17 protein-coding genes, 1 other RNA gene and 1 pseudogene are annotated in these 17,304 nt (G+C 49.2%); 16 read left to right on the top strand and 3 right to left on the bottom strand.

All coding sequences use genetic code 11. The features are described from left to right. Positions 1-102: 102 nt before the first annotated feature. From arcC to ATORI0001_RS02825, 7 genes are all read left to right on the top strand, one after another. Positions 103-1,068 (top strand): carbamate kinase, encoded by a 966-nt coding sequence (gene arcC, locus ATORI0001_RS02855; protein ID WP_003149191.1) that lies wholly within the window; start codon positions 103-105, stop codon positions 1,066-1,068. Between the two features lie 252 nt (positions 1,069-1,320). Further along, on the top strand, positions 1,321-2,736 hold the full coding sequence (locus ATORI0001_RS02850) for a MurT ligase domain-containing protein (protein WP_003148861.1): 1,416 nt from the start codon (positions 1,321-1,323) through the stop codon (positions 2,734-2,736). Continuing rightward, entirely contained in the window at positions 2,729-3,475 is a 747-nt protein-coding gene (locus ATORI0001_RS02845; protein WP_003149280.1) for a glutamine amidotransferase, read from the top strand. The genes ATORI0001_RS02850 and ATORI0001_RS02845 overlap by 8 nt, the downstream gene beginning before the upstream one ends. Before the next feature lie 134 nt (positions 3,476-3,609). Beyond that, positions 3,610-4,236: a QueT transporter family protein gene (locus tag ATORI0001_RS02840; RefSeq protein WP_003149553.1), complete on the top strand. Its 627-nt coding sequence runs from the start codon at positions 3,610-3,612 to the stop codon at positions 4,234-4,236. Beyond that, positions 4,233-5,588: a sensor histidine kinase gene (locus ATORI0001_RS02835; RefSeq protein ID WP_003149375.1), complete on the top strand. Its 1,356-nt coding sequence runs from the start codon at positions 4,233-4,235 to the stop codon at positions 5,586-5,588. Before ATORI0001_RS02840 ends, ATORI0001_RS02835 begins: the two co-directional genes overlap by 4 nt. 18 nt (positions 5,589-5,606) lie before the next feature. Then, the gene (locus ATORI0001_RS02830; protein ID WP_003149297.1) at positions 5,607-6,320 is read left to right on the top strand and encodes a LytR/AlgR family response regulator transcription factor; all 714 of its coding nucleotides are present in this window, start codon (positions 5,607-5,609) and stop codon (positions 6,318-6,320) included. Between the two features lie 71 nt (positions 6,321-6,391). After that, positions 6,392-6,919: a metallophosphoesterase family protein gene (locus ATORI0001_RS02825; RefSeq protein WP_003149132.1), complete on the top strand. Its 528-nt coding sequence runs from the start codon at positions 6,392-6,394 to the stop codon at positions 6,917-6,919. A 17-nt stretch (positions 6,920-6,936) separates the two neighbouring features. Here the strand turns inward: ATORI0001_RS02825 and ATORI0001_RS02820 are convergent, their stop codons facing one another. Both ATORI0001_RS02820 and trxA read right to left on the bottom strand, forming a co-directional pair. Then, positions 6,937-7,719: a phosphatase PAP2 family protein gene (locus ATORI0001_RS02820; RefSeq protein ID WP_003149674.1), complete on the bottom strand. Its 783-nt coding sequence runs from the start codon at positions 7,717-7,719 to the stop codon at positions 6,937-6,939. A gap of 109 nt (positions 7,720-7,828) precedes the next feature. Beyond that, positions 7,829-8,158, bottom strand: a pseudogene (trxA, locus tag ATORI0001_RS02815) (thioredoxin); the annotation flags it as partial. A gap of 129 nt (positions 8,159-8,287) precedes the next feature. Here trxA and ATORI0001_RS02810 point away from each other — a divergent pair. The 4 genes from ATORI0001_RS02810 to ATORI0001_RS02800 all read left to right on the top strand — a co-directional run bounded on the left by ATORI0001_RS02810 (position 8,288) and on the right by ATORI0001_RS02800 (position 11,532). Then, positions 8,288-8,812, top strand: a complete 525-nt coding sequence (locus tag ATORI0001_RS02810) for a hypothetical protein (protein WP_003148918.1) — start codon at positions 8,288-8,290, stop codon at positions 8,810-8,812. A 72-nt stretch (positions 8,813-8,884) separates the two neighbouring features. Next, positions 8,885-10,591 carry a glucose-6-phosphate isomerase gene (pgi, locus tag ATORI0001_RS02805; protein ID WP_003149537.1) on the top strand — a complete coding sequence of 569 codons (1,707 nt, stop codon included), beginning with the start codon at positions 8,885-8,887 and terminating at the stop codon, positions 10,589-10,591. Between the two features lie 123 nt (positions 10,592-10,714). Next, positions 10,715-10,810: signal recognition particle sRNA small type (ffs, locus tag ATORI0001_RS07720), an RNA gene on the top strand. 77 nt (positions 10,811-10,887) lie between these two features. Next, a complete protein-coding gene (locus ATORI0001_RS02800; RefSeq protein WP_003149403.1) occupies positions 10,888-11,532 on the top strand; it encodes a DedA family protein in 645 nt (214 codons plus the stop codon). A gap of 19 nt (positions 11,533-11,551) precedes the next feature. Here the strand turns inward: ATORI0001_RS02800 and ATORI0001_RS02795 are convergent, their stop codons facing one another. Then, positions 11,552-13,009 (bottom strand): hypothetical protein, encoded by a 1,458-nt coding sequence (locus ATORI0001_RS02795; protein ID WP_003149561.1) that lies wholly within the window; start codon positions 13,007-13,009, stop codon positions 11,552-11,554. 124 nt (positions 13,010-13,133) lie between these two features. Here ATORI0001_RS02795 and prfA point away from each other — a divergent pair, with 124 nt between their 5' ends. The 5 genes from prfA (at position 13,134) to upp (ending at position 17,054) form a co-directional block, all read left to right on the top strand. Then, on the top strand, positions 13,134-14,201 hold the full coding sequence (gene prfA / locus ATORI0001_RS02790; RefSeq protein WP_003149460.1) for a peptide chain release factor 1: 1,068 nt from the start codon (positions 13,134-13,136) through the stop codon (positions 14,199-14,201). A 16-nt stretch (positions 14,202-14,217) separates the two neighbouring features. After that, a complete protein-coding gene (gene prmC, locus ATORI0001_RS07970; RefSeq protein ID WP_003149130.1) occupies positions 14,218-15,132 on the top strand; it encodes a peptide chain release factor N(5)-glutamine methyltransferase in 915 nt (304 codons plus the stop codon). A 2-nt stretch (positions 15,133-15,134) separates the two neighbouring features. Next, entirely contained in the window at positions 15,135-15,788 is a 654-nt protein-coding gene (locus tag ATORI0001_RS07965; protein WP_003148931.1) for an L-threonylcarbamoyladenylate synthase, read from the top strand. Between the two features lie 63 nt (positions 15,789-15,851). Then, positions 15,852-16,307, top strand: coding sequence for a ribose 5-phosphate isomerase B (gene rpiB / locus ATORI0001_RS02775; protein ID WP_003149393.1), 456 nt, complete (start codon positions 15,852-15,854; stop codon positions 16,305-16,307). 102 nt (positions 16,308-16,409) lie between these two features. Beyond that, positions 16,410-17,054 carry a uracil phosphoribosyltransferase gene (gene upp, locus ATORI0001_RS02770; RefSeq protein ID WP_003149582.1) on the top strand — a complete coding sequence of 215 codons (645 nt, stop codon included), beginning with the start codon at positions 16,410-16,412 and terminating at the stop codon, positions 17,052-17,054. Positions 17,055-17,304: the final 250 nt, after the last annotated feature.

Raw genomic sequence — 17,304 nt, 5'->3', positions numbered from 1 at the left:
AAGTTCAAAGTTTGAAAAAAGACCCCCATGTGGGCTAGGCATATAGGGGACACTAAAGTATAGTAACCACAGAGGTGTATTTACTGACAAACGGAGGGTAACATGCAAGATTCGTCTTACAAGACAAGTCGTGTCGTCATTGCTCTTGGCGGAAACGCCTTAGGAGATACTCCAGAAGAGCAGATTAAGCGCGTGAGGGAGGCTGCCCCCACGATCCTGAGAGTTATTGAGCAAGGAAACGAGATCATTATCACGCACGGTAATGGTCCCCAGGTAGGAATGATTCAGAAGGCGTTTGCACTTGCCCATGATGAAGATGCATCTATCCCACAGATTGATTTGCCGGAATGCGGCGCAATGTCCCAGGGGTATATTGGGTATCACCTGCAGCAGGCAATCGGTGCATCCATGCACAAGGCATATAAGAGATGGCACGTTGCATCGGTCGTGACTCAGATTGAGGTTGATCCCGAGGATCCTGCTTTCAAAAACCCCACAAAGCCCATTGGCCAGTTTATGAATAAAGAGCAGATGGAGGCAGAGAAAGAGCTGCATCCTGAGATGAGCTTTATTGAGGATTCGGGTAGAGGGTATCGTCGTGTTGTGGCATCCCCAGAGCCAAAGAAGATTGTTGAGTACGAGAGCATTCTGAATCTTTTGGACAACGAGTTCATCGTTATCGCGTGCGGCGGCGGCGGAATTCCCGTTGTAAGAGACTACTCTGACAAGGGTGCGTATAAGGGCATTGCTGCGGTCATTGACAAGGATATGGGCGGCGAGCTTTTGGCTGAGGATTGCCAGGCAGATACCCTGGTACTTCTGACGGCCGTTGATCATGTTGCCATCAACTTCGGTAAGCCTGATCAGAAGGATCTTGAGTCCATCACGTGCGAAGAGGCAAAGAAGTATCTTGCTGAGGGACAGTTTGGCAAGGGTTCAATGGAGCCAAAGATTCGTGCGGCTATCAAGTTTGCAGAATCTCGTCCCGGTCGTGTGTGCATCATCGGGTCTCTCGAAAAAGCATCCGAGGCCATGGCCGGTCTTTCAGGTACACGCATTAGCCTGTAAAGCATCAACGTATAGCGTCTCATACGCCTCCCGGAATCTTCGGGAGGCGTTTTTTAGACCCTCCGTTAAGACACGGGGCGGGAGATGGAGCATGAGCGTAAGCGGACATGGGCATAAGAGGGGACGTGAGCGTGATGGGACCAAGATTTCCCTGCAATTTCCGTGTCGAGAAGCCCTTGGAGTCAAAGCTCTTCTCGGCGCATGGTAAAATAACAACTCTGAACTGAAAGTTTGACAGAAGAGAGAGTAATCGTGAGCAAAATTCAAAGCAGATTCTTTCCGCTTGCTTTTCTCGCAGCAAAAACAGCCATTAAAGCTCTTGATCTTACCGGACATGCCGGCGGTACATTGCCCGGAGCCATTGCCGAGGCTATCGATCCTGCCTTTTTAGGTGATATCGCTAAGCCGGATCAAGTGGTGTTTATCTCGGGAACCAACGGGAAAACAACCACAAATAACCTGCTCAATGATCTGCTTGCAGATAACGGATATCATACGGTTACCAATCGTGTGGGAGGCAATATCTCAAGCGGTTTTGCAAGTTCATTTGCGCGAAACGCCACGTTTGGAGGCAAGGTAAAGAGTAAGCTGGCCGTTATGGAGTTCGACGAGCTGTCCGGCCCGCGAATTTTTCCTTTCTTTCAGCCGGATATCCTTGCGGTTACCAATCTTTTTAGGGATACGTTTTCCAGGAGCGCCACACCCGATTTTGTTTTCGACGTTATGAATACCGGCATTCCTTCAGGAACGCACCTTATTCTCAATGCAGACGATATGATTTCATGTCGGCTGGCTCCTCAATGCGAGCATCGCACGTATTTCTCGGTTGCACATTTGGCGGAGGACACCCAGGAGCCCGTGGGAATCGTAAGTGATTTAACAGCCTGTCCTTTGTGCGGAGGTAAGCTTCGGTGGGATTATGCGCACCTGCGCCACCTTGGTCGGGCTACGTGTGAATCATGCGGGTTTACCAATCCAAAACCTGACTATGAGGTTATTTCGGTTGATCAGTCGCAGCACCTCTTTACCGTGCGAGAGAACAGTGCGCCAGGAGCTCCAACGTATACCTATACGCTGAACAGCTATTCTATCGTTAATCTTTACAACTTACTGACGTGTATTGTGGTTGCCCGCGAGATGGGCCTTACGCCGGAACAGATTGCCACTTCGCTGGCACATGGTATCAACATCACAGAGTCTCGCTACAACGAGATTGACTACAGAGGTCATCGTCTCATCAGCATGGCATCCAAAGGGGAGAACGATACGGCAACCTCGGTCACGCTTGATATTTTGCGTCGACAGCCGGGAGATAAGGCCATCATCATTATGATTGCCGATGCATATATGGCAAAAGCCAAAGACCAGACGGAGTATATCGGTTGGTATTACCAAACAGACTTTGAGGTACTTCAAGATCCAAGCGTGAAGCAGGTGATTATTTACGGAGATACCTCACTTGATTTGCTTGTTCGTCTCAGATTTGCAGGCATTGATCCCAAAAAGACGTTTGTTGCCTCAACTCCGGAAGAAACCGCTGATCTTGTTGACCTGAATAAGGTGCAGCATGTGTTTTATGCACATGGTCTCTACAACGGTGGCATTGCCGATGTAAGCCGACAAAAGATTTTGGATCGCCTAAAGAATATGGAGGCTCTCCATGAGTAAGTTGGAAACCAAAGTTGAGATTCTCTATCCTGAATATGGTAACCAGGGCGGCGACAACGGCAATTATATGTACGTGGAAGCATGTCTGTCTCCGGAGCATATTGTTTCCACCACCCACGATAGCAAGCCTTACTTTGCCGAGCATACTCCTTCAGGTATTGTGCTTGGCGGTATGACGGAGGCACAACAAGAGTTTGTGCTTAAACGTCTTATGCCATATAAAGAGCGGCTGGCAGAGCTTGCCGATGCGGGCGTTCCCATGATTTTTGCGGGGAATGCCGCCGATCTTCTCGGCAAAGAGATTGTCAATCCCGATGGATCACGTATCGCAGGTCTTGGTCTGTTTGACTACACCACCACGCGATATATGCCGCGTCGTTTTCATGACGTGCAGGTTGGTACGTTTGAACCGGGCAATGGCGAGAAGCCCTTTGAAGTGGTCGGCTTTAAGATGCAGTTTACGTTGACCGAGGGTGATAATTCTTCTTCGTACTTCATACGGAACTCTACCGGATTTGGAATCAACAAAGAAAGCAAGCTTGAGGGATTTCGCCGGGGTAACTGCATTGCTACGTGGATTATTGGACCGCTGCTTCCTCTTAATCCATATCTTATGCGTTGGTTTTTGGATACCATGGGCGAGAAGGAGACGCCTCTGGCGTTTGAGCAGGAAGCCGTTGCGGCGTACGAGAAGCATCTTCGCGAGATGGTGTATCCGGGAATGCACCTGCATTACTAGGTTGGCCTGCAAAGTTGTTGTCATTACTATAACAGTTGATATAAAAGTGTAAAGTTTGCCCTCTTGGGATCAAGAGGTTACTATAGTTTGTAGCGCAACTAAACGATGATATGTTTTGCTTTATGTAAGGGGTTATGTTGTCAAAGTACGCACGACAATCTACGGAAAATACGTTTGAGAAAACACGTCACATTGCCCGTATTGGTATGATTGCTGCAGTATACGCAGCTTTTACCCTCATTACCATTTTGTTTTTAGGAAGTCTTGCATGGGGCCCCATCCAGTTCCGTATCTCAGAAGCTTTGACGGTACTGGCTCTGTTTACCTTTGACGCGGTTCCGGGTCTGACTCTTGGCTGCGTGATTGCCAACGTTGCAAATATGGCTCTTTCCGGTACCGGAGCCCTTGGCTTGCTTGACGTTGTATTTGGGTCGCTTGCCACATGCGTAGGTGCGTTTATTACGTGGAAGATGAGAAAAAGACCACTTTTGGCACTTTTGGGGCCGGTTCTTGCAAATGCAGTAATTGTCCCGGCATATCTTCCTATTCTCCTCAAAGGCATCGGGTTTTACACCATTCCGTTTACGGATATCGATCTTGAGACTTCGTATATGCTGATGTATCTCTTTGGACTGTTTACGACAGGCCTTGGTGAGGCAGTTGTCCTCTATATACTTGGACTGCCACTTGTGCGTGCACTCAAGAAGACTCCATTACCGGCATCTCTTGAGGAGCCTGAGGGTATGCAGATTTCGGTATGAAGAGATTTTTAACGTACACGACGCGTACAAAACATATCGCGTTCATTTTTATATGCTTTGTGTTTTTGGTCCTTCTTACGCTGGGAGTTATTTTCGATAATCTCGTTGCGGCGATGGCGGCAGGAGCGGGCTTTGCCATGCTCGTCATTTTAAGTGGTACCATGATGCCTTCGCCGGATACCGATCACTCTCAAGCAACGGAGCGAACACTTGATGTGGCGTCGCAGACACTTAAAAACCTCCGTGGTGGATTAAATGCAGAAAGTGCCCCTATTATCTGCTCTTTATTGTTGCCGCAGACATCTGCAGCCGCAATAGGACTAACCGATCGTGAGCATGTACTTGGATTTGAGGGGGACATTCCAACCACGCACCTTCCCGGATCACGTATATCCGGTCCCACCTCCGAGGTGCTTGCGAGTTGTCGTATGGAGACATTTGTATCGATTGATAGCCGCCAACAAGTGTTGAAGCGCAAGAGTGCTACTCGCGGAAGCGCTTTCGGTATTATCGTTCCTCTGATGGTGCAAGATAAGGCGGTAGGCGCCATCAAGCTGTACTATCGTCGCGGAATTGATATTGATCGGACGCAACTTGCGATTGCGGAAGGCTTAGGGCAGCTCCTCTCAACGCAGCTTTCTTCCTACGAACTTGATCGACAGGCAGAGCTCACCGCTCGGGCGGAAGTGAAAGCATTGCAGGCCCAAATCAATCCCCACTTTTTGTTCAATACACTAAATACCATTGCTTCTTTAACACGCACCGATCCCGAAAAAGCGCGTAATCTCCTTCGTGAGTTTGCCGGACTGTACCGCAGGACTCTTGAGAGCTCCGCCGATGCGCTCATTCCGCTTTCGCAGGAACTTACGCAGGTACGTAGCTATCTCACCATCGAGAAGGCTCGATTTGGCGAGAAGCGCATTATTGAAAGCGAACACGTAGAGGCGGGATGTGAGGATATTCTCGTCCCTTCCTTTTTGGTGCAGCCCATTGTTGAAAATGCGGTACGGCATGCCATGCGCGATGAGGGGCCATTGCATATTGACGTGCACGTTGCCAGCGACGGGGGCGACATTCTCATTGCCATAGCTGACGACGGCCTGGGTATGGAAGAAGATCAGGTCAAAAATCTTTTGACTACACAAGACGATGAGTATCCTTCGCGAGCGCAAAAAGGAACAGGTATTGCTCTGAGAAACGTGCTTGAGCGTGTGGAGCGTTTCTATGATCAGGGCTCCGGTGTTGAGATTCTTTCCAAATTGGGTAAGGGTACTTGTGTAACTTTAAAACTTGCAGGCGCTGCCGAACAAAAAGGGCTGTTCATAGAACATGGCGCCACACAATACGTATAGTAATAGGGGGCTTACGGTATGCGTGCAATGATCGTTGATGATGAGGCTCCGGCTCGTTCTGAGTTGAAGTATTTGTTGGAAGAATCGGGCCGCGTTGATCTCATAGTTGAAGCAACGAGTGCACGTGAAGCAGTCGAGAAGCTCATGGAAGTCCGGGTTGATGTCATGTTTTTGGACATCTCCATGCCAAAGACCAATGGTATGCAACTTGCCGAAGCCCTCCATAAGCTGAAGAATCCACCGCAAGTTGTTTTTGTGACGGCGTATAGCGAATATGCACTGGATGCCTTTGGGGTAGATGCTACGGACTATTTAATGAAGCCCGTTGAAACGGATCGTCTTGCGCAGGCACTTGATAAGATTGTTGAGCACATAAAACCTTTGAATCTTCCGGCAAGTGTAGAAAGAATCCCCGTTGTAAAAAGCGGCAGTAAGGTTTTGGTCCCCATTGATCAAATACGCTTTATTGAAGCAAAAGACGATTATTCCTGCATCTATACCGAGACCGACCGGTTCCTCTCGACAATTTCTCTGCAGAAACTTGAAGATCGTTTAGTGGGACACGGCTTTTTCCGTATCCATCGTAGCTATATTGTAAATTTAGAGTATGTTGCAGACGTGGAAGTTATATCTGCCGGTATCCTACAACTTACTATTCAAGGTTTTGAGGACAAACACATCTCGGTTTCACGTCGTCGTGTAGTTGCTCTTAAACGGGCTCTTGGTATATAGAAAGAGCTTTACGGGTACGATTGCTCAATCTTGAGTAGCACGTGATGGCAATTTAACAGGAAGAACAGTATATGTCACTAGTACGATACGACATTATTTCAGATACGCACGGATATTTATCGGCTGAGTTATTGGAAGCACTTCAGGGCACTCATTGCATCGTGCATGCAGGCGATATAACCTCGCTTGAAGACTACAAAACCCTTCAGGAAATCGCTCCCGTACGGATGTGTTTGGGTAACAATGACTTTGCATATGACTACGGTCCTATGGTGCGCAAAAAGGTATTTTTCTATGCAGACGGACTCAAATGGGAGGTTTGCCATTATCGTGAGCGCCTGGACCTTATGAGATGTGACGTTGCCATCTGCGGACACACGCATCGCCCTTTTATCGAGAAGGACGAATGGACTGATACTTTGGTCATGAATCCGGGAAGTCCAACATTTCCTCGGGGACCGCAGGGGCCTACGATAGGACGGATTTTCGTTGATGACGTTGCTCAGAAAATCGTAGATGCAAAAATCATTCAGTTAGGCGAAAAGGACAGCCTTTCTACGCGCAAGGTAATGAGGGGTCTGTTTTCTTCTAAGTCTTAAGAGTGCAAACAGGAGCCTCAGTCCAAGGGAGGCTCTTTTGGTTGGCGTATCAGTGCGGGTACCATAAGCTTGGTGAAAAGAACCAACCAGACCAGGGCAAGCGAATAGCCACCGAGAACATCTGAGGCGTAGTGTACTCCCAGATAGATGCGGCTTATACCAATCATGACGATAATAAAGGCAAACGAAAAGCAAAAGAGCCAGCGCTGAAGACGGTCTTTCTCATAGTGCCAAACCAGCCAGATAAGAAAACCGTAAAATGCCATTGAAAACATTGAGTGACCGGAAGGAAAGCTGTAGCCCGTTTCCACAACCAAGCGAAAACCATCCGGACGGGGTCGCTGTACGATTGCTTTAAAGATGAGGTCAACCGCCAAGGCACTGGCAAGGTTGATGGATGCAAGGCGGCCTACGTTGGGACCGGGTGCGAACGCGGCAACTACGATCAACATGACGATAACCGTAACCGGACTTGCAAGACCAGAAAAGCCCTCCATAATCCCGGTAAGCCAAGGTGTGCGCAGATGTACCACTATAAGGCGGTATGCAAATCTATCAAGACCTATGACATCGCCGGCGGTGACGTCAATGAGCAGGAGTACGAAAACGGTAGCGGCAAGGACAAGAATTCCAACCGAAAGACTCGCACGGAGCTTGGATAAGATAATGTGGCGACGAATGCCTTTCAACTGCCCGGTCTTCTCGGAATCTGTCGTTGCAAGAACAGAGAGATCGCGGGTCTTATCGCCCTCGGAGGAGAAGGTATCCTGTGATATATGAGTATCTGTACGTCCTGACACATACGCCCCTTACAAGAAGCGGCGCGCCGAAAAGACGTGCCGCTGTGGTGTTTCTATTTTATCAGTACTTGCAGGTATACAGAAACATAACCCAGAGAGCAAGAAGAACTTAAAGATTTGCGGTAAGTTCCGAGACAAGATCAGACTTGGGGAGGTTTCCGACCATAGTATGAACGGGCTCGCCACCCTTAAAGAGAATGAGCGTTGGAATGGACACAATGCGGAACCTCGTGGCAAGATCGGGCTCATCGTCAACATTGACCTTATAAACGCTGAGCTTATCGGACATTTCTTCGCCGACCTGCTCTACAACAGGGCCGAGTGCTCGGCAAGGTCCGCACCAAGAAGCCCAGAAGTCTACAAGGACAGGCTTATCTGCGGAAGCGAGAACAGAGTCAAACTCTGCAGTAGTTAGTTGCTGTGCCATAAATATACCTCCTGTTTTGCGCGGCTTTTATGCCTCGCGTTTTGTCGTTACTGGCCTTATCCCCAAAATGGACAATGCCATACATAGAGTTGCCCAAATTGTAAAAACCGTGCATAGTAGAAACGTCTGGAAGGGGCATATATGCCAAGCAAAAGGGTTATGCGCAAAGAAATTATCGTTGCCAAGGCAACAAAAGAGTTGCAAGACCTTATCAATCAGGAGGTCCGTATGGAAGGGAATGCCTTTGCACCGGTTTTGTTCGTTAAGGGTTCAGATTTCACACCAGACGAGCTTACGGCTCTGCGGGCCTCGCTTGAGAGACTTGGCTATGCTCCGGAAGACTGGATATCACTTTCTACAACGTCAGACCATCTGGCTCCGCTGCCTACTGCGCTTGTACGGCAAGCGGTCATGACAATAGATCCGGATACGGTGTTTATCTGTGACGACTTAGCTTTAGAGTCGTTTCGATCGGCGTTTAGCACCGAGCTTGTTACACAGCCTACGGAAAAAGCAGCGTTTCTCACTCCCGGTCTGGTAGTACATGTTCTTGGAATGCGCGTGTTAAACCTTGATAACTTTGCAGGTGCATTGGGAGATTCTCATGAAAAACAGGTGCGGTGGGCGTATCTTAAACAGGTTCCGCCACAAGGAGAACCATATTAATACTATGATTTAACTAGATTCAGACGGCCATGCGGTCTATCCTTAAAGCAGTATGCAACCAAAGGAGATCTCATGGCCGTACAAACTGCCCCCACACATAAACCCGTTGATCCCACTCAAACTAAAGCTTGGGAGGCACTTCAAGCACGCTATCAAGAGCTTACTCAAAAAGGAATTGATTTACGCACGTGGTTTGCACAAGATCCTACGCGCACTTCTCGCCTAACGTTTACGCTTGACGAGTTTCAGATAGATCTCTCAAAGAATCTTGTTGACGAGAAGACCCTTCAGCTGTTGTGTGAGCTTGCCCGTGAGGTAGGTCTTGAAGAGCGTCGTGCCGATATGTATAGCGGAAAGCACGTCAATACAACAGAGGATCGTGCGGTTTTGCATACGGCGCTGCGACGTCCCGCTGACCAGATCGGTACATTTGTCGTAGATGGCCAAGATACCGTAGCCGATGTGCGTCATACGCTTGAGAGGATGTATGCCTTTTGTGACCGGGTACGCTCGGGCGAGTGGAAAGGCGTTACGGGAAAATCGATAAAAACCATCGTCAGTATTGGTATTGGCGGCTCTGATTTGGGCCCTGTGATGGTCTATGAAGCGCTTCGCCCATACGCCGATGCTGACATTACCGCGCGCTTTGTGTCCAACATTGACCCTTCGGATTTGGTTGAGAAAACACGCGGCCTTGATCCTGAGACGACACTCTTTATTGTGGTTTCTAAGACCTTTACGACGCTTGAAACGCTGACAAATGCTCGCAGTGCTCGCACATGGCTTCTTGAGGCGTTGCAGAAGGCGGGTGCCATTGATGGTTCCGGCCAACAGCAAGCCGAAGCAATTCGTAAGCACTTTGTGGCCGTATCTACCGCTTTGGATAAAGTGGAAGCCTTCGGAATTGATCCGGACAATGCGTTTGGTTTTTGGAATTGGGTAGGCGGCCGCTATTCCGTTGACTCTGCGGTTGGTTTGGCAATTGCCTTGACGTATGGCCCCGAGCGTTTCGAAGAGTTTTTACATGGCTTCCACTTTGTAGACAATTACTTCAAGAACACTCCGCTTGAGCAAAATGTGGTGGCGCTCATGGGTCTTCTCAATGTTTGGTATGCCAATTTCTTTAAAGCAGCCACACATGCCGTACTCCCATACGATCAATACCTGCATCGATTCCCTGCCTATCTTCAGCAGCTCACCATGGAGTCAAATGGTAAGTCAACACGTTGGGACGGTTCTCCGGTAACAACGGAGACCGGTGAAGTTTTCTGGGGAGAAGCGGGGACGAATGGCCAGCATGCTTTCTACCAGCTGATTCACCAAGGGACTCGATTGATCCCCTGTGATTTCATTGCCTTTGCCAATACGCACAATCCGACAAAAGACGGATCTCAGGATGTCCACGAGCTCTTCTTGGCCAATTTCCTAGCGCAGACCAAGGCGCTTGCATTTGGCAAGACCGCCGATGAAGTGAGAGCTGAAGGAACTCCCGAGTGGATGGTGCCGGCTCGCGTATTCACGGGAAATCGTCCAACCACCTCTATTTTTGGCGATCAACTTACGCCGTGTGCTTTAGGTGAACTCATTGCGTTGTATGAGCATATTACGTTTGTTGAGGGCGTTGTCTGGGGTATCGATTCGTTCGATCAATGGGGCGTTGAGCTTGGAAAGCAGTTGGCAAAACAGATTACACCGGCACTGCACGACGATGACGCCTGTGCAACGCAGGATGCTTCCACACAGTCGCTGATTGCTTATTATCGAGCTCACAGACGATAAAACCTGAGTTTAGGCATACTTTGGTTGGAGAGGGGTTTGCGTTCACGGTGAATCCGGCTTCAATTCAATCTAAAGTGTGCCGTGCATAAGACTTTCGAATAGGGTAGAGTATCTACAGCGCGTTTAGTGGGTACGGGTGACGTAACACCTCGAACCTGGTCAGGGCCGGGAGGCAGCAGCCATAAGGGGTCCCTTACGGGCATCCGTACCTACTAAGCGCGCTTTTTGAAAGCGTGAATGGACTACCAGGTCTTCTCGTCATATACAACGATGCGACCATATCGAGATTGGGTGAAATGGGATTTATTGACGCGATTGTCTCGCTGCTGCGTGATCCGCGCTCCGCTATTGCCGCAGCCATTGCTGCAGGACCGTTTGCCGCATATGGATTTGTATTTTTGATTATCTTTATTGAGACGGGTGTTGTCTTCTTCCCGTTTTTGCCGGGTGATTCACTTTTGTTTGCATCCGGCTTCTTTGCCCACAATGGTGGGTTTTCTATTTTTATCTTAATTGGTATTGCATGGATTGCCGCTATTTTGGGCGACCAGTGCAACTTTATGATCGGACATTTCTTTGGGCGTCGTATTGTGGTGTCAGGTCGCGTGAAGGTTATGACGCCGGAGCGTATGGAAAAAAGCGAAGCCTTTCTCGATAAGTGGGGGCACTTAGCCATTTTCCTCGGGCGGTTTTTCCCTTTTATTCGCACATTTGTGCCGTTTATTGCCGGTATGGGCGGTATGCATTGGCGCAACTTCGTCATATTTAATGTTCTTGGTGGCATTACGTGGTCAACGTTGTTTATCCTGCTTGGATATTTCTTTGGTGGAATACCCGTGGTTCAAGAGCACTTTGAGCTGCTCATTGTTGGCATTGTGCTGGTTTCCGTTATCCCTACCGTTGTGAGTCTTGTCCGAGGTCACTTCAATAAGAGAAACTAAAAATGGCTGCACAGAGAATCTATTTGGAGAGTCGATAGGTATCCGTGAAAGTTGTCGTTGTATCTTTTTCGGTGTGATATGAAGTAACCGTAGCGATTCCCGTTCCGTCCGTGTCGTCAAAGCGTAAGGTGATCCAAGGGTTTTTGGTTCCGTTTGGATATGCGCCCAAAAACGCAATGGTTCCACCGGGGGTAAGTTCATTTTTCTTGTCAATATCGGTAGAGGCAGAAAACGTAAGTCCGGTAAAAGGCGTGTCTCCTTCAACAGCTCGATAGTCGCCACTAACGGGTCCGTGATCGTGGACGAGCCCCGATACCGTTCCGGTGATGTTTACTGTGGAGTCAGAGGTAAATTCTGCAGATGAGATGGTAAGCGAGAAAGGTGTATAGCGTCCGGCGTAACACCGGCCGCCGGAGTTGCTTGATTCGGTCTTTTCAAATGTTCCGGTCCAGGTGCCGATAAGACCGCTGTAGTCTCGCGTGGGATTTTTGGCAATTCCAACGTTTGCAAGTGCCCAGGTTCCGTTTCCGCCGTCAAATGCAAAATCAATGCGCAGGTCAACGGAAATCTTTGAAAGCTTGTCGGAGCGCGTGCACCTCATAACGACAGAACAGGTTTGTTTTTCACGATCAAAGCTTGCATCAACGATGTCAAAAGAGCCATGTCCGTAAGTATCAAAATATGACGCTGACGCGCCCTTGGAGAAATGCGCCTCATCAAGTGTTTTGAGAAGGTCTTCATGAGCATCGAGGACCTTCTGTGTTGCAACACCCGAGGTGGCTTCAAAACTAACAGAAGTGTCTTTTTCCTGACCGATGGGCTTCCATGAATTTGAGAGGTTGGCGTATCCCAAGGTGGAAGTCTTAACGGCTACAACCGCTGCACCCGAGTAACGTGTAGTAACTTGTGCACTTGCATATCCCGTTGCGCCAAATTGAGCGTCTTCGCTGGAAATGGCAGTCATGGTTCGATTTCGAGTGCCAACTTCAATGCCGGTAAGCATGAGATTCTCATCAGCATCGTATGCGCCGGGAGTCCAGGTGGGTGTTGAGACGTGGGTACGTGCGTCATTGGTAACCGCGTCAATACTTGGAATGTCGTTGGTGCGGACAAACGCAACAACAAGAGCGGACAGTGCCGCAAGAAACAAGATACTAAGAATTCCTACGGCGATACGGTGACGATGGGTAAATGTTGCGAGTCTGCGCCGGCGATGGTGGGCGTAGGAAGAGATGCTATAGGCAACGTCTTTCAAGCTCGTGGCATCACCATGAGCATCGGATACCGTGGTGGTTTGAGAAGAAAAAGACGAAAAAGCGTCAGAGTTCTTCTCGCCACGTGAGAAAAGCTCGCCGGTTGGAGAGTCGTCATCAGAGACATCATCCAAGATAGAGTCCTCAGACTCAGCAGTGTCTAAGACGTAGTCATCGCCTGCGTCAGAGAAGTCTTGTTCAATTTTGTCAAACGTCTTGCTCATATCTCACCATCCAAACGTCCTATAGAAAGTTTCCCACATTCGTGTGAAAATCGCTGCGGCGAATAGAACAAGCTTGTAGGTGGTAAACTCACAGGGATGAAATTTGAATGGTAGGGAGTATGATATGCGCGACAAGTTAGAGAAGATCCTTTCGGCCTATGCGGATCTTGAGAAGAAGCTCGCAGATCCTGCGGTTGTCTCCGATCCAAAGGAGTATGCGCGCATTGCAAAAGAGCATGCGGACCAGGCTGAACTCGTGGAGCTTTCTCGAAGCTACATTGATGCCCTTGATGATATTGAAGCCGCAAAGGAGCTGTTAAGTGGCTCAAGTGATGCGGAAGAGAAAGAGATGCTTCAGGCCGATATTTCCGAGAATGAAGCTAAGCTTCCCGAGCTTGAAGATGAGATTAAAATCAAGCTCATTCCAGGGGACCCCAATGATGAAAAAGATACCATCGTTGAAATACGCGCCGGTGTAGGCGGTGATGAGGCGGCAATTTTTGCGGGCGACCTCTTTAAGATGTATGAGCGTTTTGCCGAATCACGCGGTTGGAAGGTTCAGGTGCTTTCGAGCTCTCCGTCTGAAGCTGGAGGATTCAAAACGATTGAGTTCAAGGTTACGGGCGAGAAGGTCTATTCGGTTATGAAGTTTGAGTCCGGGGTTCACCGTGTACAGCGCGTACCAAAGACAGAATCACAGGGCCGTATTCAAACCTCCACCGCTACGGTTGCGGTGCTTCCTGAAGCCGATGACATAGACATCCAAATTAACCAGGAAGACCTGCGCATTGATACCTATTGTGCTTCCGGACCAGGAGGTCAGGGTGTGAACACCACATACTCGGCTGTCCGTATTACACACTTGCCTACAAACACCGTAGTGCAGTCACAAGATCAGCGCTCACAGATACAAAACCGCGAGGTCTGTATGCAGATGCTTCGTGCCCGCTTGTATGAGCAGGAGCTTGAGCGTCAGCAGGCAGAGCAAGGAGCTGATCGTCTCTCGCAAATCGGGCACGGCGCACGTTCCGAGAAGATTCGCACGTACAACCAGCCACAGGATCGAGTTACGGATCACCGCATTGGCTTCAATGGCACGTATAATGGAGTGCTTTTAGGCGATACCTTACCTTCCGTCATTGAGTCGCTGGCTGCTGCAGAACGTGCCGAGAAGCTCGCGCAAGCCGTCTGATTTTCCAAGTATCGGTATGCAAGATCAGAGCTGGACGATTAAACGTATTCTTGACTGGACGTCAGGATATCTGGAGCGCAAAGGTGACGAGCACCCACGCCTCTCGGCAGAGTGGCTGCTCTCGGCCACAACCGGTCTCTCACGCGTGGAACTGTACACTAATTTCGACAAGCCGCTTATGCAGGATGAGCTGAACCGAATGCATCAAGCGGTTGAACAGCGCGCGTCCGGACGGCCCCTTCAATACGTTACCGGTGAGATGCCCTTTAGGCACATTGTTCTCAAATGTGAACCGGGCGTGTTAATACCACGTCCTGAAACTGAAGTGCTTGTGGATATCGCTTTGGAAGGCATTGACCAAAAATGCGCCGCCGGCGAGAAGGACGGAACGCCGGAGCCCCTTCGGGTACTTGAAGTGGGCGTTGGAACCGGATGCATTGCGCTGTCCATTGCCTCAGAGCGCCCAGATACAGACGTGGTGGCAACCGATGTTTCACCGGAAGCAATCTCGCTGGCTCAGCGTAATTGCGATGCGCTTGGTCTTTCCGATCGCGTGCATCTTATCGAATGCGACCTTGTGTCCGGCGTGCCAAAAGAGGACGTGGAAAGATTTTGTGTATTGGTTTCTAACCCGCCCTATATTCCCACAGAGATACTGAAGAAATCGGTGCCTGCGGAAGTTAAAGAGTTTGAGCCAAAACTTGCGCTCGATGGCGGCAATGATGGGCTCGACGTGTATCGACGTCTTTTACAAGAGGCTCCACACATGCTTGCTCCGGGCGGCATGCTTTGCATTGAGCTCTACGAGGGTCATCTTGATAGAGCCGCTGAGCTTGCGCGCCAAGCGGGAGTGTGGCGAGATATTTCAATCAAAGAAGACCTTACACATCGACCGCGAATTCTCGTGGCGTATCGTAAAGAGGCGGAATAGCTATGGGTATCTGTGTGAGCGTCAATCAAAATCATCCTGCGTCCGCAGTTATTGCACAGGCAGTTGAAGTGGCGCGTGCAGGTGGGGTACTTATCGTACCCACCGATTCCGTCTATGGCATTGGAGCGGCGGCTTTTTCCAACAATCCCGGTCATGAGCGCATTTTTACCATAAAGCACCGAGATCGCACTCAAACGCTCCCATGGCTGGTTGGCAAGAAATCCGACTTTGACCGATATGCCAAAGATGCTCCCGCATGGGCATATCGACTGGTAAAAGCATATTGGCCGGGGGCTCTAACGCTCGTGGTAAAAGCCGCGGATACTGTTCCGGACGAGTACGTCCTGCCTCAAAATCATACGATTGCTTTGCGTATGCCGGCGTCAAAGTTGGTTTGTGAGATTATCAACGGGCTTGGTGTTCCGCTGGCAACGACGAGTGCCAACATCCATGGAAATCCATCGGCGGTAAGTGAGAAAGACGTGGAGCAGGAGCTCATAGACTGCTCGGATTTGATACTTGACGGAGGTCCGGCTCCTCTTGCGGTTGCATCGACCATTGTCGACTGTACATCCAAGACTCCGTGCATTTTGCGCGAGGGGGCCATTCCGACAGAGGCACTTCTCGCCACGGCGGGATTTGAAGCAAGAGAATAAACAATATGGGTGGCAAGGCGCTCGTGTTGCGGTACTCTTTATAGGAGATACGAAGGAGGCTGTATGCGTGTAGCTATTGCATCTGATCATGCGGGATTTATCCAGAAAGCTCCCATTGCCGAGTATATTGAGTCGCTTGGCCACGAAGTAATTGATTTTGGTCCCGAAAATGACGACAGGGTTGATTATCCCGATTATGCTGACAAAGTGGCTCGATATGTAGCTGCAGGCGGAGCAGATCGTGGCGTATTGATTTGTGGAACCGGTCTTGGCATTGCCATGACGGCGGATAAGGTTGCCGGTATTCGCGCAACACCCGTTCAGACGCCTCAATTTGCCCAGCTTGCTCGCGAACACAATAATGCAAATGTCATTGGATTGTCGGGACGATTTGTTGATGTGGAAGTAAATAAAGAAATCGTAAAAGTCTTTTTGACACAGGAGTTCGGTGGCGGCCGCCATGCGGGTCGTGTCGTCAAAATCATGAGAGAAGACAATCCGGCTTTTGAAGGAGTATAAGGGCTCATATAAAGTGAGCCATATGGACTACCGTAGCAAACGAGTTCTTTATGGGATTTTTGAATTTTACGGACTAGATACGAAACGTTGAGAGGAACACAAATGGCAGATTACGATGAGTCACGCCTGTATGTAATGGATCATCCGCTGGTGCAGCATAAACTTCACATACTGCGCGATAAACTGACAACCACCAAGCAGTTTCGAGAGCTTGTCAATGAGCTGGCAATTCTTGAGTCCTATGAGGCAATGCGCGATTTCCCTCTGGAAGACGTTGAAGTAGAAACGCCGCTAGAGAAAATGACCGCAAAGCGCATTGCGGGTAAAAAGGTCGCCATCATTCCAATCTTGCGTGCCGGTTTGGGTATGGTTGATGGTGTGCTTGAGTTGGTGCCTTCAGCTCGCGTGGGACACGTGGGAATGTATCGCGATCCGGAAACACATGAGCCTCATCAGTATTACTGCAAGTTTCCGCCCGATGTTGAGAATCGTACCTGCCTCGTTGTAGATCCTATGCTGGCAACGGGCGGATCGTTGACTGCCGCCATTCAATTTTTGCGTGAGGCGGGCGTGAAGGACATTCGGTGCCTTACCATCGTGTCGTGCCCCGAGGGCGTTAAGGCTGTTCTCGATTTTGACCCTGAGGTACGTCTGTATACCTGTACGGTGGATCGCCAACTTAATGAAAGCGCCTATATTCTTCCGGGTCTTGGTGATGCGGGGGATAGAATTTACGGTACAAAGTAGAAGCTTGTAGAGCAACAACGATAAGGACTAAAATTTTAGCAATCGGTAAACGGAAAAGGCTGCCGTGAGGTATAAAATATCTCACGGCATATTTGCTTGTATTTCGGTGATTTGTAGGTCGGTGTAAAAAATCAATGAACAAATCACCGATTGGGTACTTTTTTATGTGATTAACAATTAGAAATCTATAGGAAAATATACAAATAGTGCAAAACTTTTGATACATATATGTAGTTGAATACAGACGGAA

The organism is Lancefieldella rimae ATCC 49626 (assembly GCF_000174015.1).
Lineage (GTDB): Bacteria > Actinomycetota > Coriobacteriia > Coriobacteriales > Atopobiaceae > Lancefieldella > Lancefieldella rimae.
The sequence above is the reverse complement of the archived record's forward strand: the minus strand, read 5'-3'. Positions and strand labels throughout refer to the sequence as shown.